Annotated in this window: 30 protein-coding genes and 1 tRNA gene; 29 read left to right on the top strand and 2 right to left on the bottom strand. The window is 69.2% G+C overall.

Annotated features, from left to right (window positions below; genetic code table 11):
• Positions 1–2 precede the first annotated feature (2 nt).
• The 29 genes from ABZX79_RS15000 (at position 3) to ABZX79_RS14860 (ending at position 19,708) form a co-directional block, all read left to right on the top strand.
• On the top strand, positions 3–1,490 hold the full coding sequence (locus tag ABZX79_RS15000; protein WP_355256312.1) for a phage portal protein: 1,488 nt from the start codon (positions 3–5) through the stop codon (positions 1,488–1,490).
• Positions 1,487–2,452, top strand: a complete 966-nt coding sequence (locus tag ABZX79_RS14995; RefSeq protein WP_355256309.1) for a hypothetical protein — start codon at positions 1,487–1,489, stop codon at positions 2,450–2,452. The genes ABZX79_RS15000 and ABZX79_RS14995 overlap by 4 nt, the downstream gene beginning before the upstream one ends.
• Before the next feature lie 53 nt (positions 2,453–2,505).
• Positions 2,506–3,234, top strand: a complete 729-nt coding sequence (locus ABZX79_RS14990; protein WP_355256306.1) for a hypothetical protein — start codon at positions 2,506–2,508, stop codon at positions 3,232–3,234.
• Positions 3,224–4,114: a P22 coat protein - protein 5 domain protein gene (locus tag ABZX79_RS14985; RefSeq protein WP_355256303.1), complete on the top strand. Its 891-nt coding sequence runs from the start codon at positions 3,224–3,226 to the stop codon at positions 4,112–4,114. Before ABZX79_RS14990 ends, ABZX79_RS14985 begins: the two co-directional genes overlap by 11 nt.
• Positions 4,115–4,126: 12 nt before the next feature.
• Positions 4,127–4,498 carry a hypothetical protein gene (locus ABZX79_RS14980; protein WP_355256300.1) on the top strand — a complete coding sequence of 124 codons (372 nt, stop codon included), beginning with the start codon at positions 4,127–4,129 and terminating at the stop codon, positions 4,496–4,498.
• Between the two features lie 10 nt (positions 4,499–4,508).
• Positions 4,509–4,904 carry a hypothetical protein gene (locus ABZX79_RS14975; RefSeq protein ID WP_355256298.1) on the top strand — a complete coding sequence of 132 codons (396 nt, stop codon included), beginning with the start codon at positions 4,509–4,511 and terminating at the stop codon, positions 4,902–4,904.
• The gene (locus ABZX79_RS14970; protein ID WP_355256295.1) at positions 4,904–5,380 is read left to right on the top strand and encodes a hypothetical protein; all 477 of its coding nucleotides are present in this window, start codon (positions 4,904–4,906) and stop codon (positions 5,378–5,380) included. The genes ABZX79_RS14975 and ABZX79_RS14970 overlap by 1 nt, the downstream gene beginning before the upstream one ends.
• A 13-nt stretch (positions 5,381–5,393) precedes the next feature.
• Complete coding sequence (locus ABZX79_RS14965) at positions 5,394–5,987, top strand: hypothetical protein (RefSeq protein WP_355256292.1); 594 nt, start codon at positions 5,394–5,396, stop codon at positions 5,985–5,987.
• Positions 5,984–6,328, top strand: coding sequence for a head-tail adaptor protein (locus ABZX79_RS14960; RefSeq protein ID WP_355256289.1), 345 nt, complete (start codon positions 5,984–5,986; stop codon positions 6,326–6,328). The genes ABZX79_RS14965 and ABZX79_RS14960 overlap by 4 nt, the downstream gene beginning before the upstream one ends.
• 2 nt (positions 6,329–6,330) lie before the next feature.
• Positions 6,331–6,666, top strand: a complete 336-nt coding sequence (locus ABZX79_RS14955) for a hypothetical protein (protein ID WP_355256286.1) — start codon at positions 6,331–6,333, stop codon at positions 6,664–6,666.
• Complete coding sequence (locus ABZX79_RS14950; protein WP_355256283.1) at positions 6,663–6,842, top strand: hypothetical protein; 180 nt, start codon at positions 6,663–6,665, stop codon at positions 6,840–6,842. Before ABZX79_RS14955 ends, ABZX79_RS14950 begins: the two co-directional genes overlap by 4 nt.
• A 14-nt stretch (positions 6,843–6,856) precedes the next feature.
• Positions 6,857–7,231, top strand: a complete 375-nt coding sequence (locus tag ABZX79_RS14945; protein WP_355256280.1) for an HK97-gp10 family putative phage morphogenesis protein — start codon at positions 6,857–6,859, stop codon at positions 7,229–7,231.
• On the top strand, positions 7,228–7,644 hold the full coding sequence (locus ABZX79_RS14940; RefSeq protein ID WP_355256277.1) for a DUF3168 domain-containing protein: 417 nt from the start codon (positions 7,228–7,230) through the stop codon (positions 7,642–7,644). Before ABZX79_RS14945 ends, ABZX79_RS14940 begins: the two co-directional genes overlap by 4 nt.
• 67 nt (positions 7,645–7,711) lie before the next feature.
• Entirely contained in the window at positions 7,712–8,125 is a 414-nt protein-coding gene (locus ABZX79_RS14935) for a phage tail tube protein (RefSeq protein ID WP_355256274.1), read from the top strand.
• Positions 8,126–8,140: 15 nt separating this feature from the next.
• The gene (locus ABZX79_RS14930; protein WP_355256272.1) at positions 8,141–8,542 is read left to right on the top strand and encodes a hypothetical protein; all 402 of its coding nucleotides are present in this window, start codon (positions 8,141–8,143) and stop codon (positions 8,540–8,542) included.
• Positions 8,543–8,556: 14 nt separating this feature from the next.
• Positions 8,557–8,937 (top strand): hypothetical protein, encoded by a 381-nt coding sequence (locus tag ABZX79_RS14925; RefSeq protein ID WP_355256269.1) that lies wholly within the window; start codon positions 8,557–8,559, stop codon positions 8,935–8,937.
• Positions 8,855–10,822 carry a phage tail tape measure protein gene (locus ABZX79_RS14920; protein WP_355256266.1) on the top strand — a complete coding sequence of 656 codons (1,968 nt, stop codon included), beginning with the start codon at positions 8,855–8,857 and terminating at the stop codon, positions 10,820–10,822. The genes ABZX79_RS14925 and ABZX79_RS14920 overlap by 83 nt, the downstream gene beginning before the upstream one ends.
• A gap of 19 nt (positions 10,823–10,841) precedes the next feature.
• Positions 10,842–12,218 (top strand): hypothetical protein, encoded by a 1,377-nt coding sequence (locus ABZX79_RS14915; RefSeq protein ID WP_355256264.1) that lies wholly within the window; start codon positions 10,842–10,844, stop codon positions 12,216–12,218.
• 3 nt (positions 12,219–12,221) lie between these two features.
• Positions 12,222–14,930, top strand: a complete 2,709-nt coding sequence (locus ABZX79_RS14910) for an alkaline phosphatase D family protein (protein ID WP_355256261.1) — start codon at positions 12,222–12,224, stop codon at positions 14,928–14,930.
• 12 nt (positions 14,931–14,942) lie between these two features.
• Positions 14,943–15,467 (top strand): hypothetical protein, encoded by a 525-nt coding sequence (locus ABZX79_RS14905; protein WP_355256258.1) that lies wholly within the window; start codon positions 14,943–14,945, stop codon positions 15,465–15,467.
• Positions 15,468–15,529: 62 nt separating this feature from the next.
• A complete protein-coding gene (locus ABZX79_RS14900) occupies positions 15,530–16,258 on the top strand; it encodes an N-acetylmuramoyl-L-alanine amidase (RefSeq protein WP_355256255.1) in 729 nt (242 codons plus the stop codon).
• 4 nt (positions 16,259–16,262) lie between these two features.
• On the top strand, positions 16,263–16,487 hold the full coding sequence (locus tag ABZX79_RS14895) for a holin (RefSeq protein ID WP_355256252.1): 225 nt from the start codon (positions 16,263–16,265) through the stop codon (positions 16,485–16,487).
• Positions 16,488–16,499: 12 nt separating this feature from the next.
• Positions 16,500–16,799 (top strand): hypothetical protein, encoded by a 300-nt coding sequence (locus tag ABZX79_RS14890; protein ID WP_355256249.1) that lies wholly within the window; start codon positions 16,500–16,502, stop codon positions 16,797–16,799.
• A gap of 101 nt (positions 16,800–16,900) precedes the next feature.
• A complete protein-coding gene (locus ABZX79_RS14885) occupies positions 16,901–17,440 on the top strand; it encodes a collagen-like protein (RefSeq protein ID WP_355256246.1) in 540 nt (179 codons plus the stop codon).
• A gap of 127 nt (positions 17,441–17,567) precedes the next feature.
• A complete protein-coding gene (locus ABZX79_RS14880; RefSeq protein ID WP_355256243.1) occupies positions 17,568–18,299 on the top strand; it encodes a GntR family transcriptional regulator in 732 nt (243 codons plus the stop codon).
• 142 nt (positions 18,300–18,441) lie between these two features.
• Positions 18,442–18,747, top strand: a complete 306-nt coding sequence (locus tag ABZX79_RS14875) for a hypothetical protein (protein WP_355256240.1) — start codon at positions 18,442–18,444, stop codon at positions 18,745–18,747.
• Positions 18,744–18,935 (top strand): hypothetical protein, encoded by a 192-nt coding sequence (locus ABZX79_RS14870; protein WP_355256237.1) that lies wholly within the window; start codon positions 18,744–18,746, stop codon positions 18,933–18,935. Before ABZX79_RS14875 ends, ABZX79_RS14870 begins: the two co-directional genes overlap by 4 nt.
• An 85-nt stretch (positions 18,936–19,020) precedes the next feature.
• Positions 19,021–19,164, top strand: a complete 144-nt coding sequence (locus ABZX79_RS14865; RefSeq protein ID WP_355256234.1) for a hypothetical protein — start codon at positions 19,021–19,023, stop codon at positions 19,162–19,164.
• A gap of 67 nt (positions 19,165–19,231) precedes the next feature.
• Positions 19,232–19,708 (top strand): hypothetical protein, encoded by a 477-nt coding sequence (locus ABZX79_RS14860; protein ID WP_355256231.1) that lies wholly within the window; start codon positions 19,232–19,234, stop codon positions 19,706–19,708.
• Positions 19,709–19,879: 171 nt separating this feature from the next.
• On the opposite strand, the gene ABZX79_RS14855 is transcribed toward ABZX79_RS14860, so the two are convergent.
• A tRNA-Lys gene (locus ABZX79_RS14855) sits at positions 19,880–19,952 on the bottom strand.
• A 98-nt stretch (positions 19,953–20,050) separates the two neighbouring features.
• Positions 20,051–23,017, bottom strand: coding sequence for a VCBS repeat-containing protein (locus ABZX79_RS14850; RefSeq protein ID WP_355256229.1), 2,967 nt, complete (start codon positions 23,015–23,017; stop codon positions 20,051–20,053).
• Between the last annotated feature and the right edge of the window lie 284 nt (positions 23,018–23,301).

The raw sequence follows: 23,301 nt of genomic DNA, 5'->3' as shown, positions 1-23,301 counted from the left end.
CGATGGCTACAGAGGGGCAGGCCCTCCAGCTGGTCGCGCTGCTGGAGAACGAACTGATCCGGCGGTGCAGCAGCATCGACACGCACAACCGCTACTACCGCGGGGTTCACAAGCTGAAGTTCGCGTCGGCGGAGTTCGCCAAGTTCCACGGCGACCGGTACAGGGACTTCAGTGACAACTGGGTCCAGGTGGTGGCCGACTCCCCGGTGGAGCGGCTGACCGTCACTGGCTTCCAGGCGGACGGAGACATCTCCGCCGATCGGGACCTGTGGAAGGTGTGGCAGGTCAACGGTCTGGACGCCGATTCCCAACTGGGCTTTCTCGGTGCGGTCACCGCCGCCCGGTGCATGGTGCTGGTGTGGGGCGACCCCGACGACGAGGACATGCCGGTCGTCACGTTCGAGGACGCGTCGCAGTGCATCGTCGCCTACGAGCCCGGCTCACGCCGGTTCCGGCGGGCGGCGCTGAAGCGGTGGCAGGACGGCAATCAGGACTACGCCACGCTCTACCTCAAGCGCGAGGTGTGGAAGTTCTGCCGGCCGCTGGCCAAGCAGGACAAGTCTCCGCAGATGGCCGACGTCGATGAGGAGCTCAAGCGCTGGACGCCCCGCGAGCTGGGCGACGAGCCGAACCCGCAGCCCAACCCCATGGGCGTGGTGCCCATGGTGGAGCTGCCGAACAAGCCGATGCTGGTGGACGAGCCGATCAGCGACGTCGCTGGTGTGATCGCGATGCAGGACGCCATCAACTTGCTGTGGGCGCAGCTGTTCACCGCCTCCGACTACGCCAGCTTCCCGCAGCGCGTCATCATGGGCGCCGACCGGCCCGTGATTCCCAAGCTGAACAGTGCCGGGGAGATCGTCGGCACAACGCCCGTGGACATCGAGAAGTTCGCGGTTGACCGCGTGATGATGTTCAACAGCAAGGACGCCCGGATCGGCGAGTGGCAAGCCGCGAACCTGGCCATGTACACCGGGATCATCGAAGTTGCGGTCGGCCACCTGGCCGCGCAGACGAGGACACCCCAGCATTACCTGATCGGCAAGATGGCGAACCTGTCCGCCGACGCCCTGCTCGCCGCCGAGACGGGTCTCGTGCAACGGGTCGACGAGAAGAAACTCTGGTTCGGCCAAGGCCTGCGGGAAGTGGCGCGGCTGATCGCGCTGGCCCGCGGTGAAGACGCCAAGGCGGACGCGCTCCGCTCCGGCCGGGTGCTGTGGGCCGACTCCGAATCGCGCTCACATGCGCAGATGGCGGACGCCCTGCTGAAGCTGAAGTCGCTGGGCTTCCCCTTCGAGTGGCTGGCCCTGCGCTACGGGCTGACGCCAACGGAGGTGGCCGACGTGATGGCGATGCGGACGCAAGAGCTGGAGGCCGACCCGGTCTCGGAGATCACCCGCATGATGACCCAGGGCGCAGGCCCGCCGCCGGCCGAGGAGCAGCCTCAGCCGGAGGGCGAGCCGGATCCTGGCCCGGAGCTCGCGGCATGAGCCCCTCCCCTGCGGCAGTCGCCCATGCGGAAGAGCGGTTGCGGCTGGCGGCCGCCACCTCCCGCGCGGTGCGGGCGGCGTGGCTGGAGGTCGACCGGGAGAACATCTACACGTCGTGGCTCGGCATCCTCGGCAGGGTGCTGACGCTGTTGATGGGCGGGCAGCTGGCCGCCGCGCAGACGACGGAGCCCTGGCTCCTCGAGCTCCTGGGCGCCGACCCCGACCAGCCGGAATCCGACCGCCTTGATCCCAACGCCCTGGTGGGCGTGGACGGTGGCGGCAACCCCTTGTCCGAGATGCTGATGGCCCCCATGTGGGCGGCGCTGCGCATGGTTACCAAGGGCGCCCCCGTCGTGCAGTCCATGGCGCGCGGGCAGGCGCTGCTGGACATCATCGTGCGCACGGCCATCGCCGACACCGGCCGCGCCGCGGACTCGGTCGGGATGATTTCCCGCCCGTCCGTGACGTCCTATGTGCGCGTCGTGGAAGCCGGGGCGTGCTCCCGCTGCCTGCTCCTGGCGGGCCGCGAGTACGGCGTCAGCTCAGGCTTTGCCCGCCATCCTCGCTGCCACTGCGGGATGGAGCCGGTCACCCGCGAGCACCGGCCGAAGCCGACCAGCGTGGAAACCGTCTTCAAGTCGATGTCCGACACCGAGAAGAAGAAGGCGTTCGGCGAAGCCGCGGTGAAGGCCATCGACGCCGGCGCCGATATCGGCCAGGTCGTCAACGCCCGGCGCGGCATGACCACGGCAACCGTGTTCGGCCGCAAGGTGCAGTCCACCACCGAGGGCGTCACCCGCCGCGGTATCGCCGGCCGCCGCTCGGGCGACTTCAAGAAGGTGCCCGGCCAGCGGTACGCGGAAGCTCGCACCCCGAGGCTGATGCCCGAGGAGATCTTCCGTCTCGCTGATGACCGAGAGCACGCCATGCGTCTGCTGCGGCAGCACGCCTTCATCGTCTGACCTTCCCGCCCGCGCACACTGCGCCGGCCTCCACCCCGCAATGGGAGTCCTTCATGAACCGCAGCACCCTGCCTCGCCATGCACGCACGGAAGAGCCCGGCTGGTCCCACCCGTACAGCGGCGGCCCGTTCTCCGCCGTCTTCTACGCGGACGGCGACCCGGACCCCGACGGCGACCCGGACGCGGACGACGAGGACGAGGAGGAGGGCGACCCTGAGGGCGAGGCCAAGCCGGACGACGCGGACCCGGACGCCGACCCGGAGGGAGCAGAGGACCTCGGCGACAAGGGCAAGCGTGCGCTGGCGTCCATGAAGGGCAAGTGGCGCGCCGAGCGGGACCGGGCCAAGGAGCTCGAGCAGCGCCTGGCGGACAAGGACGGCGCCGACGAGGCCGAGACGACCCGCCGCAAGGTGGAGTCCGAGGCCCTCGCCAAGGCGAACGCCCGCATCCTGCGGGCCGAGGTGAAGGCCGCCGCCGCAGGCAAGCTCGCGGACCCGGCCGACGCCTACAAGTTCCTCGACCTCGACCAGTTCGAGGTCGACGACGACGGCAACGTCGACGCAGAAGAAGTCGCGGAAGCGATCGAGGACCTCATCAAGTCCAAGCCCTACCTGGCAGCCGCAACGGCGAAGAGGTTCCAGGGCACAGGCGACGGCGGCGCAGCGCGCAAGGCGGGCCGGCCGAAGCAGCTCACAGAAACCGACCTCAAGAAGATGTCCCCCGAAGCGATCGTCAAGGCCCAAGACGCGGGCCAGCTCGACGATCTGCTTGGTGCGGGCTGACCAGAAGGGCACCACCACCATGGCAATCACCCGTTTCCGGCCGGAAGTCTGGTCGGCCAGGCTCCTCGTCGCCACCCGCAAGGCCCTCGTCTACGCCGGCCCCAACATGGTCAACCGGGACTACGAGGGCGACATCCAGGAGGCTGGGGACACCGTCCGCATCACCTCCGTCTCCGACCCGACGATCGGTACCTACACCCCGAACGTCACGGTCATCACGCCCGAGGAACTGACCGACGCCCAGCGGACCCTCACCGTGGACCAGGCGAAGTATTTCGCGTTCAAGGTCGACGACGTGGACAAGCGGCAGGCCAAGGGCAACGTGATGCCCGAGGCGATGAGCCGCGCCGCGTACAAGCTGGCCGACGTCCAGGACCAGTACGTCGCCGGGCTGTACACCGGCATCCAGGCCGCGAACGTCATCGGCACGACCGGCGCCCCGGTGAACACCTTCACCGCGGCCACCGACGCCTACGACAAGGTCCTCGTCCCCCTGCGCACTCGCCTGTCCAAGGCGAACGTGCCCAAGGAGGGCCGGTTCGTCGTCGTCTCCCCGGAGTTCCACGCGTCGCTCCTCCTCGACGGCCGGTTCATCAAGATCAACGAGTCCGGTTCCGACCAGGGCCTGCGCAACGGCATGGTCGGGCGCGCGGCCGGGTTCGACATCCTCGAGTCGAACAACGTCCCGGTCCCGACCGGCGACATCCAGGTCATCATCGCGGGCACCAACGCCGCGATCAGCTTCGCCGAGCAGATCAACAAGACCGAGGCCTACCGCCCGGAGAGCGGGTTCAGCGACGCGGTCAAGGGCCTTGCCCTGTACGGCGCGAAGCTGATCCGGCCCGACTTCCTGGCCGCCGCGTACATCGACCCGGCGTAAGGCGGCGACCTGATGGCACGCACCGCGATCACCGTCAAGAACTTCGTCCCGAACGGGACCCACGCCGAGGACTTCGGCTCGGCCATCGACGCCGTCAACGGCATGACGATTGGCCGCGCCGAGCCGGAGCGCATGGTCATCCGCTACACCAACGACCACGCCACCAACGCGTTCAACATCATCATCCGCGCGGGCGACAAGCCCGCCGCCAGCGCCTCTGGCCAGGGCGATCTAACCGTGTCCGTCCCCGCGCAGGGCACGCGCTGGTTCGGGCCGTTCGACTCCGGCCGGTTCATCCAGAGCGACGGGTCGATGGAAATCGACTTCACCGGCGCCAGTCCGCAGGGTGGCATCACCGCCTTCTTCCTGCCCAAGAACACCTAAGGAGGCGACCGTGGCACGCACCGCTGTCGCGTACAGCAACCTCATCCCCAACGGCAACGTCGCCGAGACCGCGCTGACCGCCGTCGCCACCAACGCGGGCGTAGGCAACGGGCACGTCCTGCCCGCCGCCGGCCCGAACGCAAAGGCGGTACCGGAACTCACGCTCCTGCGCGTCGTCGCGGGCGCCACCGGTGGCAACGTCACCATCAAGGCCGGCGGCAACCCGCCCGCCCTCGCCTCTGGCCAGGGTGACCTCGTCGTCGCCGTCGCCAACTCCGCCACCCAGTGGATCGGCCCGTTCGAGTCGGGCCGTTTCCTCCAGGCCGACGGCAGCCTGCTGGTGGACATCGCCACCGGGTTCGTCGCCGGGACCATCACCGCCTTCAAGATCCCGAGGAACACGTGATGGCGAAGACGGAGAGCATGCACGTGCGCGGGGAGGGCGGGCAGGTCATCAAGATGGACCTGCCGCTTGCCGAGTCCGTCGCCGACCGGCTCACCAAGGGGTACCTGCGGCGCGTCAACGCCGACGGTTCTCCCTACGTGGAAGCGGATCCCAGCACGGCAAGCGCCGAGGCCGGCGGCAGCCCGGCGCGGCCGGGCAAGAACGCGCCCAAGGGCGAGTGGGTTGGGTGGGCCGCTGCCGTCCACGGCCTGGAGCCCGATGTGGCCGAGGGCATGACCAAGGCTGACCTTGCGGACCTGCCCGAGCAGCCGGTCGCCGAGGATCCGGACGCCAGCCCGAGCCCCAGCCGGTCCCCCCGCCCGGCGGCAGACGCGCCCAAGTCCGAGTGGATCGCCCACGTCGTCGCCCAGGGGCACATGTCCGCCGAGGACGCGGGCGCCTACACCAAGGACGACCTGATCGAACTGGTCAGCTGACAGGGAGGTCACCGTGGCACTGACACCACTGGCAACGGTGGCCGACCTGGCCGCCCGCGGCCTCACCGTGGACCCATCAGAGACGGCCATCGTCGGCGTCTACCTCGACGTCGCCTCAACAGCCGTGCGCGAGGCGGCCGGTACGCCGATCTCCCAGACGACCTCGACCATCACGGTGGAGGGCGAGGAGGACCAGCGGCTGAGGCTGCCTGGCCTGCCCATCTCGGCCGTCGCCTCCGTCGAACTCGACGGCGCCGCGGTCACCGACTGGCGGCTGCGCACTCAGACTCTGTGGCGGGCCGCTGGCTGGACAGCGGGTGACGGCCCGTCGGAGGTGGAGGTCACCTACACGCACGGCCTGGCGACGGTGCCGGCGGACATCGTCGACCTCGTCTGCCGGATCACGGCCGCAGCCCTGGTCTCGTACCGGTCCGAGGACGGCGGCGCAGGCCTGGCTGCAGGGAACATCACCTCCGAGCGGATCGGCGACTACGCCGTCACCTACGGCAGCGACGGCCGGATCACCGAGATGGAACTGCCGCAGTATCTGCGCGACCGCCTGGCCGCACGGTTCGGCGGCGGCCTGGGCCTGTTGAGGTCGCGGTGAGCGGCATCGGCCGGCACCTGAACCGGCGGCTCGAGGTCTGGCGGACAACAACCGTCGACGACGGGGCCGGCGGGCAGGACACCACGCTCCTCCTGCAAGGCACCATCCGGGCCAAGGTCGACCAGCCATCCCCGACGGAACGCCTCGTCGCCCAGCAGGCGGACTCCAAGCACTCGCACGACGCCTTCATGCTGCCCACCGCCGACGTCCTGCGAGGCGACGAACTGCGCGGCACGGACGGGCTGGGCCAGGCGCAGAAGTTCCGGGTGCTGTCCGTCGTACAGCCATCCCGCCCCATCTACTCGAAAGCTCTCTGCGAGCTGATCCAAACAGGAGGTTGACCATGGCTGCCCTTGCCCTGATCCAGGCGCCCATCAACGGCGGTGTCGTTCTGGAGGACAGCGCCGTCGCGGCCACTGCCCTCGGAGACACCGCCCCGACGGGGCCCGGCCGGTTCCTCTACGTGAAGAACGCCGACGCCTCCTCGAAGACGGTGACGGTGGCAACACCGGGCACCGTGTCCGGGCTGGCCATCCCGGACGTCGCGGTCGTCGTCGCGGCCGGGAAGTCCGCCGTGCTGCCACTGGCCGCCGTCTTCCGCGGTGCGTCGGGCCGCGCCTCGATCACATACAGCGCGGCCACCGCCGTGACCGTCGCCGCATTCCAGCTCGGCCAGTGAGCGGCGAGGAGCGGCCGCGCCTGCCGCAGACCGAGCCGCACGAATGCCGCCGCCGCGCCGAGGACTTCCTTGGCCTGGGCGACGTGGACGTAGATGCCCCCAAGGCCATCGGGTGGGCGCTCCTGGCCATCGCGGCCGAGCTCGCCACGATCCGCCGCAGCCTGGGCAAGCGCTGAATCAGGAGGGCGTCATGGCTGGACGCGGTAACCGGGTGACCATCGACGGCATGGACAAGCTGCGCGAGGCGCTCGAGCGGCTGGCCCCGGACATCATCGCCGCCGCGAAGAAGACGGTGAAGGAGTCCGCGGAGGCGGTACGGGAGGACACCAAGCGGGCCGTCCGGGTGGACACCACGAACACCCGCGAGAGCGTCGACATCGACTACCAGGAGGACGGGCTGCGGGCCGAGGTGGGCTGGAAAGACCGTGAGGACTGGTACGTCAGCCTGCACGAGCACGGCACCCGCCGTATTCCTGCCAACCCCGCCCTCGGCCCGGCGCTGGAGGCCGAGCGGGCCAAGTTCGAAGACCGGCTCAAGGCCGAGGTGCGGAAGGTGCTGCCGTGACCGCGCCCGCCCTGATGCTGCCGGTTCAGCAGGCCCTCTATGCCCGTCTCACCGGTGATGCCGCGCTGATGGACACGATCACCGGCGTGTACGACTACGTACCCGAGGCCGACGTCTACCCGTTCGTTGTGATCGGAGAAGCGGTGGAGACGCCGGACAACCGGCACGGCGGGTTCGGCCGGCAGACCGTGGTGACCTTGCACGTGTGGACGCAGCACCGCGGCCACAGCAAGGGCCTGGCCATCGCTGCGAAGATCACAGGGCTCCTCGACCACCAGCCGCTGACCATCCCCGCCATGGATCACATCGTCACTCGGTTCGAGTTCTCCCAGACCCTGACCGACCCCGAGCCGCCGGGCGACATCCGGCACGTGGTGCTGCGCTACCGCGTGGTCACCGAACAGCCCAGCTGACCCAGCCCAACCCGCGCCCCGAGCCACGGCGGCCGGGGTGTTCTTTATGCCCAGAAAGGGGCTCCCCATGGCCGGAATGGACGGCTTCGGAGTACAGCTCAAGCGCGGCGACGGTGCAGGCCCCGAGGTCTTCACCGCCATTGCCGACGTCACCAACCTGTCCGGGCCTGGCCTGTCGAGGGAGACCATCGACGTCACCAGTCACGGCTCCCCCGACGGGTGGATGGAGTTCCTCGGCGGGCTCAAGGACGGCGGCGAGGTGTCGGTGGACATCAACTACCGGCCCGCCTTTCACGACGACCTGGTGGACGACTTCGAGGACAACGCACCACGCAACTACCAGGTGGTCTTCCCCGACGAGGCCTCAACGACCTGGGGCATCAAGGCGATCCTGACCGGCTTCGAGCCGGAGATGCCCTACGACGACAAGGCCGCCGCCTCCCTGACCCTCAAGGTCTCCGGCAAGCCCACCATCAGCTGAGAACGGATCACGACCATGGCACTGCTGACGAAAACCCAGATCGACTCTGCTGACGACCGCAAGTGGGAGGACGTCGACGTCCCGGAGTGGGGCGGAGAGGTGCGCATCCTCGGCATGTCCGGCACCGAGCGCAACGCCTACCAGTCCTCCCTCGTCGTGATGGGCACCAACGGCGCCCCGCAGCGCGTGAACCTGACCGACCAGCTGGCCAAGCTCCTGTCCAAGTCGATGGTCGACGAGAACTTCGAGCGCCTGTACACCGACCGTGAGGTCAAGGAGCTGGGCAAGAAGAACGGCGCCGTACTCGAGCGCCTGAGCGCCGTTGCGCAACGCCTGTCCGGGCTCCGCAAGGAAGACGTGGAGGCTGCGGCGGGAAAATCCGCAGCAGCCCAGAGCGGCGCTTCTACTTCCGACTAGCCCTCGCCAAGGGCGTGTCCGTCGCCGAGCTCCTGCGCACGCACACCTCCGAGGAGCTCACCGGGTGGATCGCCTACGAGCAGGTCACCGGGCCACTGGGTCCGGAGCGCATGGACGTCCTGGTGGCCATCCTCGCCGCGACCGTGTCCAACACGGCGCGCGCCAAGGGCCGCAAGGCCGAGCCCAAGGACTTCATCCCCAAGTGGGACCAGGGCGCCAAGCAGTCCATGAGCTGGGAAGAAATGCTCGCCGCGGTCAAGGCCATCAACCGGCGTATGGGCGGCACCGACCTCACAGCGGAAGGAGGCGGCGATGACGGCGACTCTGGCGGAGCTGCTGGTCGGGATCGGGATCGACACGCAGGAGCTGACAAGTGGCGCGCAAGGAGCCGCTGATGAGGTGGAGGGCAGCCTGGGCGGAATCCAGGCCGCGGCTGCCGGCGCTGCCATCGGCGGTCTGTTCGCCGTCGGCCTGGCGAGCGCCATGGACACATCGGCGGCGAACAGCAAGCTGACCCGCCAGCTGGGGCTGACACAGGAGGAGTCCGCGCGAGCGGGCAGCGTCGCAGGTGAGGTGTTCACGGCCGGGTTCGGCGAGTCCATCGCGGGCGTCAACGAGGCCATCGGCTCCGTCGTCTCCTCGATGGGCGGCATGGGCAAGGTCTCGGACAAAGAGCTGAAGTCCATGACGACCAGCGCTCTCATGCTCGCCGACACCTTCGACCTGGACGTCGGGGAGTCCACCAAGGCAGCCGGACAGATGATCAAGCAAGGGCTGGTGAAGGACGGCGCGGAAGCGTTCGACGTCCTGACCGTGGCTGCCCAGGAGATGCCCGCCGCGCTACGCGGGGACATCCCCGACATCGTCGCGGAGTACGGCATTCACTTCGGAAAGATCGGGCTCAGCGCCCAGGACGCGTTCGGGATGATGTCGCAGTACGCGGCCGCCGGCGGCAGGGACCTCGACCAGGCCGGCGACGTCCTGCACGAGTTCGCCCGCATCACCTCCGAGGAGTCGGACAAGGCCGCGGCCGCGTTCACGGGCCTGGGCCTGGACTCCAAGCAGATGCTGGGCGACATCCACAAGGGCGGCGAGCCCGCCAAGCAGGCGCTCGGCAAGACCCTCGAGGCGCTGCGCGAGATCAAGGACCCGGCCAAGCAGAGCGCCTTGGCCGTGCAGCTGTTCGGCGACATGGCCGGTGAAGGCGCCGACGCACTGTGGGCGATGAACCCCGCTACGGCCGCCACGTCCGGTGGCATGGCCGACGTCAAGGGCGCCGCCGAGGCCGCCAACAGCGCGATGGCCAGCTCGCCCGGTCAGCAACTCGAGTCCATCATGCGGACCTTGTCCACGACGCTGGGCGAGCTCCTGATGCCAGCGCTGACCATCCTCGGGACCTTCCTGAAGGAGAACCCCGGCCTGGTCAAAATTTTGGTCCCGATCATCCTCGGCCTGGCGGTCGCCATCGGCATCGCGGCCATCGCTCAGTGGGCCTGGAACACGGCCCTCTGGGCCTCGCCCGTCACATGGGTGATCATGGGGATCATCGCGCTGATCGCCATCATTATCTTGATCATCGTCTACTGGGACGAGATCGCAGCCGCCTGCGGCCGCGCCTGGGACTGGATCGTCAGCAAGTTCGATGATGCGCTGAACTGGATCACCGGCCTGGTCGACGACGCGGTGGCCTGGCTGTCGTCCGCCTGGGACGACGCGTGGGCGTGGATCGAGCGCAAGACGCTCGAGGGCGTCCTGGCCGTCATGGGCTTCTTCGACGACCTGGGCAAACTCCCCGGCAAGATCGCAGGATGGCTCGGGGACATCGTCGACTGGGTCGCCGGCCTGCCGCAGCGCATCGGGCGCGCCGCCTCGGGGATGTGGGACTCCCTCAAGACGAACTTCATCAACGTGATCAACTTCCTGATCTGGAAGTGGAACAACTTCAGCCTGACCCTGGGTGGCGGATCAGTCCTCGGCATGGACGTCCCGTCCGTGACCCTGCACACCCCGAACATCCCGTACCTGGCCGACGGTGGCATCACTACAGGGCCCACCCTGGCGATGATCGGCGAGGGCCGGGAGGACGAGGCGGTCCTGCCCCTGTCCAAGCTCGACGGCATGCTCCGCTCAGTGGCGGGCGCGGTCCGCACCACGGGCAACGGCCGGCAGGAGGCCCGCGTGGTCTTCGACGTGACCGGCGCGGACGACGAGATGAAGCGGCTCATCAGCCGCATCGTGCGCGTCGACGGCGGCGGCGACGTAACGAAGGCCTTCACCTGATCCGAGAGGAGGCCCCGACGTGGCCTGGCCCCACACCCCCCTACGGATCACCACCGAGCTGCTGATCGCCGGTGAGTGGGTGGACATCAGCATCCACGTCCTCAACCGGCAGCCACTGAAGATCAATTGGGGGCGCAAGGACGAGGCCTCCAAGGTCTCCCACTCGAAGGTCGCCCTACAGCTCAACAACCGTGACGGCTGGTACAGCAACCGCAACCCGAACAGCCCGTACTACGGACTCCTGCGGCAGAACACGCCGATCCGGATCTCCGTCGTCACGCCGAGCGGCGCCGTCTCGTACCGCTTCCACGGGGAGGTCAGCGAGTTCCCGCAGCGCTGGGATCTGTCCGGCCGGGACGTGTACGTGACGATCAAGTGCGCGGGCATCCTGCGCCGCCTGGACCAGGGCACCAAGCCGCTGAAAGACCCGCTCCGCCGCCACATCGAAGGGCACGGCCCGCTGGCGTACTGGCCCCTCACCGACGGCGAGGACGCCCGCCACGGCACCGAGGTCGTCGCCAGCGGGACGCCGATGCGCGCCGTCGGCGAGTCCGGATCCTTCTACCAGGGGCAACCGGACTGGGGGCGTGGGAACCTGGCGCCGTGGCTGGACCCGGTGGTGGATCTCCCGGACGAGACGATCGGTCACCTCGCCACAGCGGTACAACCGCACTCCTTCAGCCGGTGGTCGGTCGACCACTGCATTGCCGGCGGCGGCGAGGGATACGCCAACACCTTCGAAATCTGGGACAACGGGCCACGCCTCGACTCCGCACGCCTGGTCCAGCGGAGCGTCACCACGGACCCCCTCAACGACCGACTGCGGCTGCACATCACAGAGTGGGGCGACACCGGCGTCATCAACAGCTTCCCCGCCACGATCACCGGATCCGGGATCTTCGACGACCACCCGCACCACATCCGGCTGTCGGTGGCCGACGACGGCGCCGGCGGCACCAACTGGGAGATGCACGTCGACGGGCTCTTGAAGGCATCGGGAAACCACGCATCGAGCTACCGCCCGGTCGGGAAACTGTCGTACCGCTGGGGCACTGTGGAGGGCGGCGGCACCCCGACCAAGGCCATCGCCCTGGGCCACATCGCCTACTGGGGCGCCACCACACCCGAGGCGGCGGATACCTACCGGGCCATGCGCGGGTACGAGCGCGAGCTGGCAGGGCGCCGTATCGAGCGACTGTGCGCCGAGCACGGCGTACCGCTGGCCGTCACCGGCAGCCTCGACACCACCCCGCAGATGGGCCCACAACGCTCCGGCGCGCTGCTGGAGCTGCTGGACACCGCCGCCAAGGTGGACGGCGGAGTGATCTACGAGTCCCGCACCGAGCTCGGCCTGGCGTACCGAACCAACCGGTCCCGCTACAACCAGGGAGTGTGAGCCGTGGCCCTGTCCGTCTCGTCCGTATGGACCGGTGCGACGACCGTCTCGTCCGCATGGGTCCGCGCCCGCACAACGCCAGCCACCTCGGCGACGCTGCAAGTCGCGGACAACGAAGCGATGGTCGGGCCGGTCCTGCTCGGCCCCGTAGCGCCGGGCGCCGACGGGGTCGTGTCCTGGCTCGTGACGGGCCTCGAGCCGAACACCCGGTACTGGTGCCTGATCGACGACGGCGCCCTGAACACGAGCTGGAAATCGACTTTCCGCACCCAGCCAGGGCCGGTCGGCGAGCCGCTGTCGTACACGTTCGGGGCGGCCGGTGACGCCGGGCTGACCGGCGTGGGCGACGCCTCCTACATCACCTCGCAGGTGTCCAATAACCCGGTCTTCGACACGATGAAGGCGCAGAGCCTCGCCGAGGAATGGGCCTGGTTCTCCCACCTCGGAGACATCCACTACCGCAACATCGCCGTCAACGATCCGGCGCTGTTCCGGACGGCGTACTTCGACACGATGAACTACGGCAACTTCGTCAACCCGAGCGCGCGGCAAGGCCAGTTCTTCCGCAGCGTCGCGTCCACCTACGTCTGGGATGACCACGACTACGGGCCCAACGACTCCAACCGCACCAGTGCGAGCAGGCTGGCCGCTCAGCAGGTCTACCGGGAGTGGGTGCCACACTACGCGCTCCCGAGCGCATCAGGCATCTACCAGTCCTGGCAGGTCGGCCGCGTCCTCTACATCGCCTCGGACGTCCGGTCCTTCCGGGATCCGAACAGCAATCCCGAGGGCCCGGCCAAGACGATGCTCGGCACCGCGCAGAAGGCTTGGATGGAGAACCTGCTCGCCACCACGGACGCCGAGGCACTGGTGTGGCAGGTCCCCTCCCGGTGGATCGGCGGCTCGGACACCTGGTCCTCGTTCACGCATGAGCGGGACGCGATGGTCCAGATGTTCGGTGACCTGGGCTGGCTCAACCGCATGATCTACATGACCGCCGACGAGCACGCGCTGTCGATCTGCTCCGGCCCGTACAACCCCTACGGCCGATTCCCGATGTTCATGTTCGCCTCGCTCGACTCCAGCTACGGCGCGAACACCAGGGAGATCTACGACGTCGGGCAGTCTCAGGGCCGCCGCCAGTACGGCACGATGCGCGTGCGCGACGACGGGCACACCATCGCCCTGACCGGCACCGGCTGGATCGACGGGACCGAGTGGAAGACGCACACCGCCTACGTGCACGTCGGCTCACCCGCCATCGCCGTCAGCTACCCGTCCGGCCACATCAGCGAGCCGTTCGAGCCGACCGACGACGACCAGGGCCTGCGCAACGACATCATCGCGAAGCGCCAGGACGGCGGCGAGGCGCACTACGTCAAGGACCGCGGGCCGCTCAACGTCAACGATCCGGCCGTCGACCCCGATGGCGTGGGGACCTACGACGAGGAAGTCACGCTCAACGTCGCCAGCGACTCCCAGCTCGGTGCTCAGGCCGGATGGCGCGTCCACCTCGGCACGGTAGACGAGGCCCGGTACCCGGTCATGAACATCAACCTCGCCAAGAACCCGGCCCTGGCCGACACCCTGTGCGGGCTCAATCTGGGCGACGCCATCTCGGTGACCGACCCGCCGCCGTGGCTGCCCCCGGACGACATCCGGCTCATCGCCGAGGGCGGCTCTGAGACGCTCAGCCTGGAGCAGTGGACCGTCGAACTGAACGGCAGCCCCGGATCGTCATGGGCCGTCGCACAGCTGCCGCCCGGTGACGCGTCCACGGCCGGCCCCAACCTGCCGAACCGTCTCGACACCTCCGGCAGCCAGCTGGTGACCGCGGTCGACGCAGACGACACCGAGCTGATCGTCCACACCCCGCAGAACGGGAAGCACAGCCGGGCCGTGTGGATGAACTCGGCCGGCCCGGCGCCGACCTTCGCCGACCACTTCCCGGTGGACTTGCGGCTCGGCGGCGAGACGCTGCGGGCGACGGCCATCGCGCCGTTCTCCTGGGACCAGTTCACCCGCACCGTCGCCAACGGGTGGGACACCAGTTCCAGCGGCCACGCCTGGACGCTGGTCGGAGGCTTCAACTCGGAGCGCTCCTGCAACGGCACCGGCGGCGTCGTCACCCTGTCCGGGGCGACACCGACGAACACGCGATTCCAGACCCAGCCTGGGAGCGTCGGAGACTGTGAGGTGCGGGTGCGGGTGTCCGCCTCGCAGGTCTCCACCGGGGCCTCCCTGCCGGCGTCCATCCTGCTGCGCTACACCAGCTCGAGCGTCAACTACCGGGCCCGGCTGCACTTCGGCACCAGCGGCGCGCTGTTCGCCTCGGTCACCCGCAACACCACCCAGATCGGCTCCACCGTGACGCTGCGGGGCACCTACGCCGCGGGCGCCGCATTCCAGGTCCGGGTGCGCCTGGTCGGGCACCGCATCCTGATGCGCGTCTGGCCGGACGCCACCACCGAGCCGGACGTCTGGCACGTCGACGAGACCGTCGTGACCGACCCGATCGCGACGGGCCAGGTGGGGCTCGCCGCCAGCGTGTTCTCCGGCAACACCAACGTTGCGCCGGCCGTGGTCTATGACGACTGGCAGGTCATCAGCCCACAGCGCGTCACCGCCACCCGCTCCCTGAACACGGTGATCAAGGCACACGCGGCCGGCGCCGCCGTCTCCCTTGCTCAGCCCGCCGTCGCCGCCCTGTAAGGAGGCTTCTCTGTGTCGATTCCTCAGTGGTTCGCTGGCCAGGTCTTGACCGCTGATGGCCTGAACGCGCGCCATCCAAAACTGGTGACGCAGGTCAACGATCAGGTGATCGAGACCTCGACGACCCTCATCGACTCGGAGATCATTTTTACGCCCGAGCCGAACGCGGTGTACGCCTACGAGCTGTTCATCTCGTACAGCGCCACCATCAACTCCGACATGAAATGGGCCTGGCGAGGGACAGCACTGCTCGCGTCGTTCAGCCTCGGCTACGCAACCTCAGCAGCCTCAGGCGTCAACACAGGCAGCGACGTGGTCATGCGCCGCCCCGGCAACACCACGCCGCGCGTGGCGGGCGGCTCCAACGCAACATCCCCGCCGGGGGATTTCCACAGCGCCTACGACCGGGGCACGTTCTCGACGGACGGCACCGTGGCGGAGCTCGCGATGCAGTTCGCGCAGAACACATCGCACGCCGACCAGACGATCCTGCGCGGCGGCAACCAGACCAGGCTCCTCTACTGGCGCATCGGATAACCCACCCGTACACCCGAGCCCCGAGCCACCCGGCCGGGGCTTTCGTCATGTCTGGAGATCCCATGGCCACACCGCTCACAGCCGACCGCCTCCTGGCCGCCCTAAGAGCCGAGGGCGTCAAGGTCGTCGAGGTCGGCAACTGGCGCACCCACAACCGCAACCACAAGGGCGCATGGGGCCCGGTACACGGCGTGATGATCCACCACACCGTCAGCAAGGGCACCGCGGCGACCGTCGCCCTGTGCCGCACCGGGCACTCCGCCCTGCCCGGCCCGCTGTGCCACGGCGTCATAGCCAAGGACGGCGTCGTGCACCTGGTCGGCCACGGCAGAACGAACCACGCAGGCCTCGGCGACGACGACGTCCTCCAGGCCGTCATCAACGAGACCGCCCTGCCCGCCGACAACGAGGCCAACACTGACGGCAACCGGCACTTCTACGGCTTCGAGTGCGAAAACCTCGGCGATGGCAAGGACCCGTGGCCCGCCGCCCAGGTGGAGGCGAGCGTCCGCGCGTCGGCTGCGATCCTCCGCGCGCACGGCTGGGGCAAGGGCGGCGACACCTCCGTCATCGGCCACTCCGAGTGGCAGCCCGGAAAGATCGACCCGCGCGGCCCCGGGATCACGATGGGGGACATCCGCCGCCGCGTCGCCGAGCGCCTCCGTCACCCCGCCAGCTGGTCGCCGAGCGCACCCAAGCCGCCGGCCCCGGCGCCCTCACCGAAGCCGCCCACAACCGCCGAGCGGATCGCCGCTCTGGAGAAGCGCGTCACCGCGCTGGAAAAGGAGTAACCCCATGGCTGCACCCGTAGAGAAGAAGGTCACGGCCGCGACCGTTGCGGCGTACCTCGGCAGCACCGGCCTGCTGGCCATACTCACCGCGGTCCAGGGCGACGCCGGCCTCGTCGCCCCGCTGCCGGACCCCACCGAGCCGTTTGTCCTCGCCCTCGTGCCCGCGGCGATCACATTCGTCGCCGGGTGGGCAGCCCGGCATACGCACCGTGGGCCCACCAGCATCTGATCGGAGCAGAACATGGCCGATGAGCCGTCGATGTCGAACGGGGAGCTGGGGCGGCTCATCCAATCCCTGCGCGAAGACATGCGCGAGGACATGGGGCAGCTCAACTTGCGTCTCGACAAGGTCGTCCCGGTGGACGTCTACACCATCGAGAAGACCACGATCACCGAGCGCGTCAGCGCGCTGGAGACGCAGCGCGAGAAGGACGCCGAGCGCATCATCGCCACCCGCCGGTGGATGGTCGGCGTGGTCATCACCGTCGTCGTGGCCCTGCTCCCCTACCTGATAGCGATCGTGACGGGGGCGAGAGCGTGAAGCGGCATAAGGCATTGGACCCGAACCGCTCACGCCGAGGCAACGTCCTTGCGGTCGGCGGCGCGCTCCTCGCTGGCGCAGCACTGTTCACCGTGCAGGACTTGGCCGCCGACCTACGCACCTCGAACGAGGCCCGCGACGCGCTGGCCCGCCAGGTGCAGCAGATGGGCGGCACACCGGTCGCTGGGAAACCGGGCTCACGCGGCGACGTCGGACCGTCCGGGCTGCCCGGCCGCGCTGGAGCCGACGGCGAAGACGGCAAGAATGCCCCGACGATCACGCCGTCGCCCGGCGCCTCTGGTGCTCCGGGCAAGCCAGGGTCGGACTCGACTGTGCCTGGCCCCTCCGGTGAACCAGGCAGGCCCGGTGCCGACTCGACCGTGCCCGGCCCAACCGGGCCCGTCGGCCAGCCTGGGGCAGACTCCACCGTCCCTGGGCCCCAGGGCGAGCAAGGGGAGAAGGGCGACACCGGACCGCCAGGGCCGGCTGGCCAGTCGTGCGAGGACGGGTACAGCTGGCAGACGCCGGAGTATGACCCGGACGCCCGGATCTGCCGCCGCGACGGCGCCCCCGACCCCGACCCGCCGCCGGGCAACTCCCAGTCGAAAGCCTTGGACCCGTTCCGCCGCCAGTACCCCTGAACGAACGCGCCCCCTTCCACCTTCGGGTGGGAGGGGGCGATTCGTGCGTCCTGGGACGCTTGACCTCTACGCACGTTGACCCTCAGCATGACTACTGGACCAGTCCACTAGTCAGCAGGGGAAAGTAATGGCACTGCCCAAGTACGACCAGATCGCAGCCGACCTCCGAGGCAAGGTGGTGCGCGGCGAACTGACGGCGGGCCAGGCGCTGCCGTCCGAACGCGAGCTGACTGAGCGTTGGGGTGTATCGCGCGCCACCGTCGTGAAGGCGCTCGATGTCCTGCGCCAGGAGGGCCTCGTCGAAACCCGCCAGGGAACTGGCTCAACGGTGCGCGAGCGCACTCCTTTGGCCCGGACTGCAGGAGAGCGGTACGCCACGGCGGTCGCCACCGGCAACATCTACACCGCTGGGGAGTACGCCGAGATCGTGTCAGCCGACATCGTCCCGGCGCCCGAAGATGTCGCCACCGGGCTCGGCATCGAGACCGGCGCAAACGTGGTCTGCCGCCACCGTGTGACGTTCGAGGGCGAGACGCCCACGGCTACCTCGTACAGCTGGTTCACGGCCGAGGTCGGCGCAGCAGCGCCGCGACTGCTGCAGCGTGAGCGTGTCCGCGAGGGAACGACCCGGTACGTGGAGATGCAGACCGGGCGCCGGCCCCACACCGGCCGGGACTGGTGGACTGCTCGCCTTGCGACAGACCAGGAGCTGGAGCTGCTGCGGCTGGAGGGCCCGGCCGCCGTGGCCGAGTCCCGGCACGTGGCATACGACGTTGAAGGGCGCGCGCTGGCCTACGAGGTGGGCATCAGCCCGGCGGGCCGCTGGTCGCGGACGGAGGAGTATTCGATGGGCGGCTGATCGTCCGTCAATCTTCTTGTGAGCCCCTGCCGTTGGCGGGGGCTCTTTCGTGCGCAGCCCTTGACCTGACTAGTCCACCGGTGGACCATGCATGTACGGGGTGTTCCGCAGGGATCACCCACTGTTGCCGCAGGGGTCCAGCATGTCCAACGACACCGCAACCGCACCACTCCCGCCCTTCCGCGGGCTGTCCCCGCGGCAGCAGCGCGGCATGGACTGCGTGTGGTGTGGGGTCACCCTCACCGCGTCCACGGCCGTCGACCTCGGGCCGCGCCCGCTGAAGATCCTCGACTACGCCACTCGCTGGTTCCCCCGGTCCTGCCAGAGTCACAGCGGGGACGCGGCGTACAAGGCGCTCCTCGACCACTCCAAGGACTGCCCGACGTGCCTCGAAGGGTGCGAGACCGGCGCCCAGCTGCGGCAAGCAGTACGGGAGGCGCGGCGATGACGGAGTGCCCCAAGGGGGGTCACGATATCCCCGACGAGGACGAGGTCGGCGCCCGCTGCGAAGAGCACGGCGTGACCCTGCTGTGGCGCGGGCCGCCGATCACGCCCGAGGACTTCGCACCCGAGCCTCAGGCCCGGCGCGCACCGCCGCCTACCGCGCCTCGCGCGCTGGGCCAGCACCCCCACTAAGCCCCCGTCTCGGCCGCCACGCCCCTGGACAGGTCGACGGCCGAGACGGGTCCATGCACCACCCATCGAGAGAAGGGAACGGCACATGAAGACCAACGTACAGCGCTGGGCGATCGTCCAGGGCGACGAGGAGAACAGCCAGGGCGAGACCGGCTCGGGCTCCGACGGGCAGGAAGGGAACCCGCCCACCGGCTGCGGCGACGACTACACCTTCACCACCACGGCCTAACAGCCACTGACGGCGGCCCCGCTCTGAAAGACTCGGGCGGGGCCGCCCCCTCGCGAAGGAGAGAACGATGGCAAAGACCGTGACGGGCGTCGGCAGGGTGACCGTGTTCCCGCTGCTCCACCGGTGGCCCGACACCCACGGTGTCGTGGCGTATACGACGACTGGCCATTTCGGGGACACGGCGATCGTCGGGTACATCCCGATCGCGGAAGTCCCGGACGTCCACCTGATGGAGGTGGCCGCTCGTCACGCCGTTGGTCAGTCACGCCGAGCGCACACCGAGTGGGTTCTCTGCACAGGGTGGAGCTCCCGCGTGGTGCCGAAGCCGCGAACGCTCCACCTGCCGGACGCCGCGTGGTCGCTCGAGGTGGAGGAGTCCAGCGAGCTGGAGGCCACCATGTACGGCCACCGGTTCTTGCGCGCCGGCCGGTTCACGCTCACCACTCCCAACCACGCGTCACCCGATGAGCAGCTCATGAGCCAGGCGCGCGGCGTCCTGCCCGACCGATCGCGCGCTGCTGCCGAACTTGCTCTCTGCATCTGACGTCCCCCTGCCGGCCCCGGCCGTCCGCTTCCCCCGAGGCGGACGGTCGGGGCTCTTTCGTATCTTGATCGTTAGCCTCTCGGGCCAGCAGGGGGCCAGCTAACGATCTTCACTGCTCGGAAAACAAGATCAGCCCCAGCTCGGATGTGCTCTGAGCTGGGGCTGAGGCGGTAGGCCGTGTGGGACTCGAACCCACAACCAACGGATTAAAAGTCCGCTGCTCTGCCAATTGAGCTAACGGCCCTCGACAGATCACCCCCGAGCATAGCCGCAGCGAGCCCGGCAGCCGATCGGGTATCGGTTACCGGGCCCGTCGAAGCCGGCCAGGAGCCGGGCAGGAGCCTAGAACAGGCCCTTGTAGCCCTGCCAGCCGGTCGCGATCTGCGTGCGGCCGCCGAAGGAGCCGCGGCCGTTGCCGTCGTTGCGGAACAGGTTTCCGGCGGAGTCGCGCTCGACGATGTCCGCCTTGCCGTCACCGGTGATGTCACCGATGCCGACGATGGCGTTGTACGAGCGGCCCCAGTCCTTGAAGACCTGCGCCCGGGCCTTGAACGTGCCGTTGCCCGTACCGTCGTAGCGCCACAGGCCGCCCGACCTGTCGTGCCCGAGCAGGTCCGCCTTGCCGTCGCCCGTGAGGTCGCCGGCGCCGGTGATCCGCCCGTACGTCTTCCAGTTCGTGCCGATCTTCACCTTGGCCGCGAGCTTCCCGCCGGCCGCGCCCGCGTAGAAGTACATGTCGCCGGTGGACGCCTGACGCGCCACCAGGTCCGTACGGCCGTCACCGCTCATGTCGCCGGGGGCCGTCAGCACGTCGTACTGCCCCCAGCCGGTACCGACCGAGGTGTACGCCGTCGACGGCGTCAGCGCCTTCCCGCATCCGGGCTTGTACGCCCGCAGCTCGCCGGAGGACTGCCGCACCAGGACGTCGTTGCACCGGTCGCCGTTCACGTCGCCGAACGGCACGGCGTACGCCGACGTCGGCCAGCCACTGCCCGACGTCTTGCCGGAGAACTTCCCTGCGCCGGTCCCGTGCTGGAAGGTGAAGCTGCCGGAGGAGTTCAGCGTCAGCAGGTCCCCGACGGCGTCGCCCGCGACGAAGTCGTGGCGCACAGGTGCCGCCCCACGCAGCTTGACGGTCCCGGTGCGCTGCAACGCGGGGCCGTTTCCGTCCGCGGGCAGGACGGACAGCGTCCAGGCGTACGTACCGTTCGGGAAGGCGGCATCGCCCTGCGCGCCGGGCACCATGCCGTGCCAGTGTGCGGTGAGCTGCTCCCGCGCGGCGCCGCCGCGGACCGTGTCGACGACCTTGCCCGTGCCCTTGTCGCGGAGCGTCAGCGTCCAGGACGCGGCCGGCTTGGACAGCGGTGTGGTGGTGACGGTCTCGGGCACGGCGTCGAAGGTGCGCGCGGTGACCTGAGTGCTGTTGGCCGGGGCCCCGGCTGTGGTCATGCGCTGCCCGGGGACGCCGGACGGGACCAGGTGCACTTGCTCCTCGCCGTCCACGTACGCGGCGTTCCCGCCGAAGCGGTCCACCGTCCACCGCACGTGCCGCTGCGAGCCCGTCGTGCCGGGCAGCTCGCCGACGGTACGGCTGCGGGCTTCCCCGGTGTCCACTGCCGTGAGGACGAGCTTCCCGGCGGCCTTGTCGTGCGTGACGACCCATCCGTCACCGAGCAGCGCCTCGCCCGAGGGCACGTGCACGGATTTCTTGTCCGTACGGTCGTACACCCCGGCCGGACCGCCCGAGGGGCAGCTCCAGTACACCCAGCGCCCGACCGCCTGAAGCTCGTCCGGAACGCAGTCGGCGCCGGTGGCGGCCGTCTCGGTGGTCTTCTGAGTCGCGATGTCCAGGGCGGTGACGGTGCCCTTCTCGGCGCCGGGGGTCCACAGTCGGCCCGCCCAGACTGCGGCGGCACCGGGAGTTCGCTGGGCTACGGCCTTGCCGTCGGAGAGACGGAAGACGGTCTGCTTTCCGGCGGCCTTGGATGTGTGGACCAGGTGGTCGCGGGTGACGGAGGTGATGTCCCCGCCCTCGGGGACGGAGAGCACGGTGTCGTCGTCTTCGCGGGGTCCGTCGATACGTACGAGGTCCCGCTCGGCCGTGTCCCGCTCCAGCCGCGCGAACCGCCCGTCGCCCACGCCGTGCAGCGCTCCGCAGGCGGAGTCGTCGTCCGTGCACCCAGGCACGCTGTAGTAGTAGTCGGTGAGCCGGGTCCGCTCTCCGTACGCCGGCGTCCCGGTGGCACTCAGCGTGCGCCCGAAGTCCCGCTTCTGACCTTTGCTGTCGTCGATGAAACCGAGGCGGCCCTGCGCGAGCGCCAGCCCTTCAACGGTCGCGGGCCACGGCGGCAGCTTCTTGACGGTGGAGACCTGCGGCCTGCCGTCCGGACCGGCGACTATGCGACGAATCCCCCAGTCGTCGGCCTTGTGGCCGCCGACTGTCACCGCCGTGCCGTCCGGCCCTGCCAGCACAGCGCTCGCGCTGCTCCGCAGCAGCGTGATCGACGGGCCTCCGGTAAGCGGCACCGCCATCACCGCCGAGGCCGCAGAGGGCACGTACACAAGCCAGTCTCCGACCACCGCCCAGCCGGTCGTGGTGCTGTACAGGGCTGAATCCAGCTGCAGCACGCTCGGGGTGGCGGAGGGGTTGCCACGCGCCACGGACAGCATGGTGCTGTCGGTCCGGTTGTACACAGCGAGACGGTCCGGCGTCAGCTCGGCGTACAGGAGAGTTCCACTCAGAGGCGCGGTGACTCCGCTCACGACGCCAGTCGCCTTGTCGACAAGAATCATGCGTGGGGTGCCCTCCACCGTGCCCCTGAGAACTATGGAGGTGTCGTCACCGACGGCGATCGAGGTGAGCGCCGTGCCCTGGGGCAGACCAGTGACCGGCACATCACGAGTCGTGCCGTCGGCGCCCGGCGAAAGCAGGTGCAGCAAGGTCGTTTGCGTACCGTCGCTGTTCACGACCCGCTCGGCGGTCAGGGCGGTCGAGCCGTACGTGGCGCGGTAGACCTGCCCCTCGGGGACGGTGATCGTACGGACCGAACCGTCCGCGAAGTCACGAAGCTCGACGCTCCGCCCCTTCACGTAGGCCAGCACGTCGCTTCCGGTGGACTGGCCACGCGTACCGTCGTCGTTGGTACCGACGGGGAACGACCTGCCGTCTGCGAACCGTGTCCACAGGACGCCGGTGCGCCCCTGCTCGGTGTGGAACACACCTTGCCGGCCGGTGCCGTCAGCGCCACCGGGAACGGGGCCCTGCAGGGTCGCGTTGCGAACGTCCGAGCGGAATTCCGTCGGAACCACGACCTCTTGGTCCTCCTGCGTCCCGCTGTCGGCGCCTGCTGCATGCAGCGGTGTAAGGACTGCGGTGAGTCCTAGTCCCATGGCTGCGGCGATCGTGCCGCGTACAAGGGCATGACGTGTCACTCGGGTCCCTCCCCGGGAGCCTGAAGAAGGCATGGGGAAGCGACGGCGGCTGTGCGCGCGCCGTCGGCGAATCGAAATCGAGCCACGCCCCCCGGCAGTGCTCCCCATGCAAGTGGGCGGATCGTAACAGGAGTTACGTATGTGAGGGAAGGGAAAAGAAA

The organism is Streptomyces sp. NPDC002994, assembly GCF_040611155.1.
In the GTDB taxonomy this organism is placed as follows: Bacteria; Actinomycetota; Actinomycetes; order Streptomycetales; family Streptomycetaceae; genus Streptomyces.
This window is presented reverse-complemented; position numbering and strand designations above follow the sequence as displayed.

Coding starts and splice junctions, on each gene's coding strand:
- ABZX79_RS14880 (WP_355256243.1), top strand. CDS start 17,568: ATGGCACTGCCCAAGTACGACCAGATCGCAGCCGACCTCCGAGGCAAG.
- ABZX79_RS14970 (WP_355256295.1), top strand. CDS start 4,904: ATGGCGAAGACGGAGAGCATGCACGTGCGCGGGGAGGGCGGGCAGGTC.
- ABZX79_RS14990 (WP_355256306.1), top strand. CDS start 2,506: ATGAACCGCAGCACCCTGCCTCGCCATGCACGCACGGAAGAGCCCGGC.
- ABZX79_RS14920 (WP_355256266.1), top strand. CDS start 8,855: ATGACGGCGACTCTGGCGGAGCTGCTGGTCGGGATCGGGATCGACACG.
- ABZX79_RS14945 (WP_355256280.1), top strand. CDS start 6,857: ATGGCTGGACGCGGTAACCGGGTGACCATCGACGGCATGGACAAGCTG.
- ABZX79_RS14995 (WP_355256309.1), top strand. CDS start 1,487: ATGAGCCCCTCCCCTGCGGCAGTCGCCCATGCGGAAGAGCGGTTGCGG.
- ABZX79_RS14895 (WP_355256252.1), top strand. CDS start 16,263: ATGGCTGCACCCGTAGAGAAGAAGGTCACGGCCGCGACCGTTGCGGCG.
- ABZX79_RS14930 (WP_355256272.1), top strand. CDS start 8,141: ATGGCACTGCTGACGAAAACCCAGATCGACTCTGCTGACGACCGCAAG.
- ABZX79_RS14890 (WP_355256249.1), top strand. CDS start 16,500: ATGGCCGATGAGCCGTCGATGTCGAACGGGGAGCTGGGGCGGCTCATC.
- ABZX79_RS14955 (WP_355256286.1), top strand. CDS start 6,331: ATGGCTGCCCTTGCCCTGATCCAGGCGCCCATCAACGGCGGTGTCGTT.
- ABZX79_RS14865 (WP_355256234.1), top strand. CDS start 19,021: ATGAAGACCAACGTACAGCGCTGGGCGATCGTCCAGGGCGACGAGGAG.
- ABZX79_RS14935 (WP_355256274.1), top strand. CDS start 7,712: ATGGCCGGAATGGACGGCTTCGGAGTACAGCTCAAGCGCGGCGACGGT.
- ABZX79_RS14860 (WP_355256231.1), top strand. CDS start 19,232: ATGGCAAAGACCGTGACGGGCGTCGGCAGGGTGACCGTGTTCCCGCTG.
- ABZX79_RS14900 (WP_355256255.1), top strand. CDS start 15,530: ATGGCCACACCGCTCACAGCCGACCGCCTCCTGGCCGCCCTAAGAGCC.
- ABZX79_RS15000 (WP_355256312.1), top strand. CDS start 3: ATGGCTACAGAGGGGCAGGCCCTCCAGCTGGTCGCGCTGCTGGAGAAC.
- ABZX79_RS14875 (WP_355256240.1), top strand. CDS start 18,442: ATGTCCAACGACACCGCAACCGCACCACTCCCGCCCTTCCGCGGGCTG.
- ABZX79_RS14870 (WP_355256237.1), top strand. CDS start 18,744: ATGACGGAGTGCCCCAAGGGGGGTCACGATATCCCCGACGAGGACGAG.
- ABZX79_RS14980 (WP_355256300.1), top strand. CDS start 4,127: ATGGCACGCACCGCGATCACCGTCAAGAACTTCGTCCCGAACGGGACC.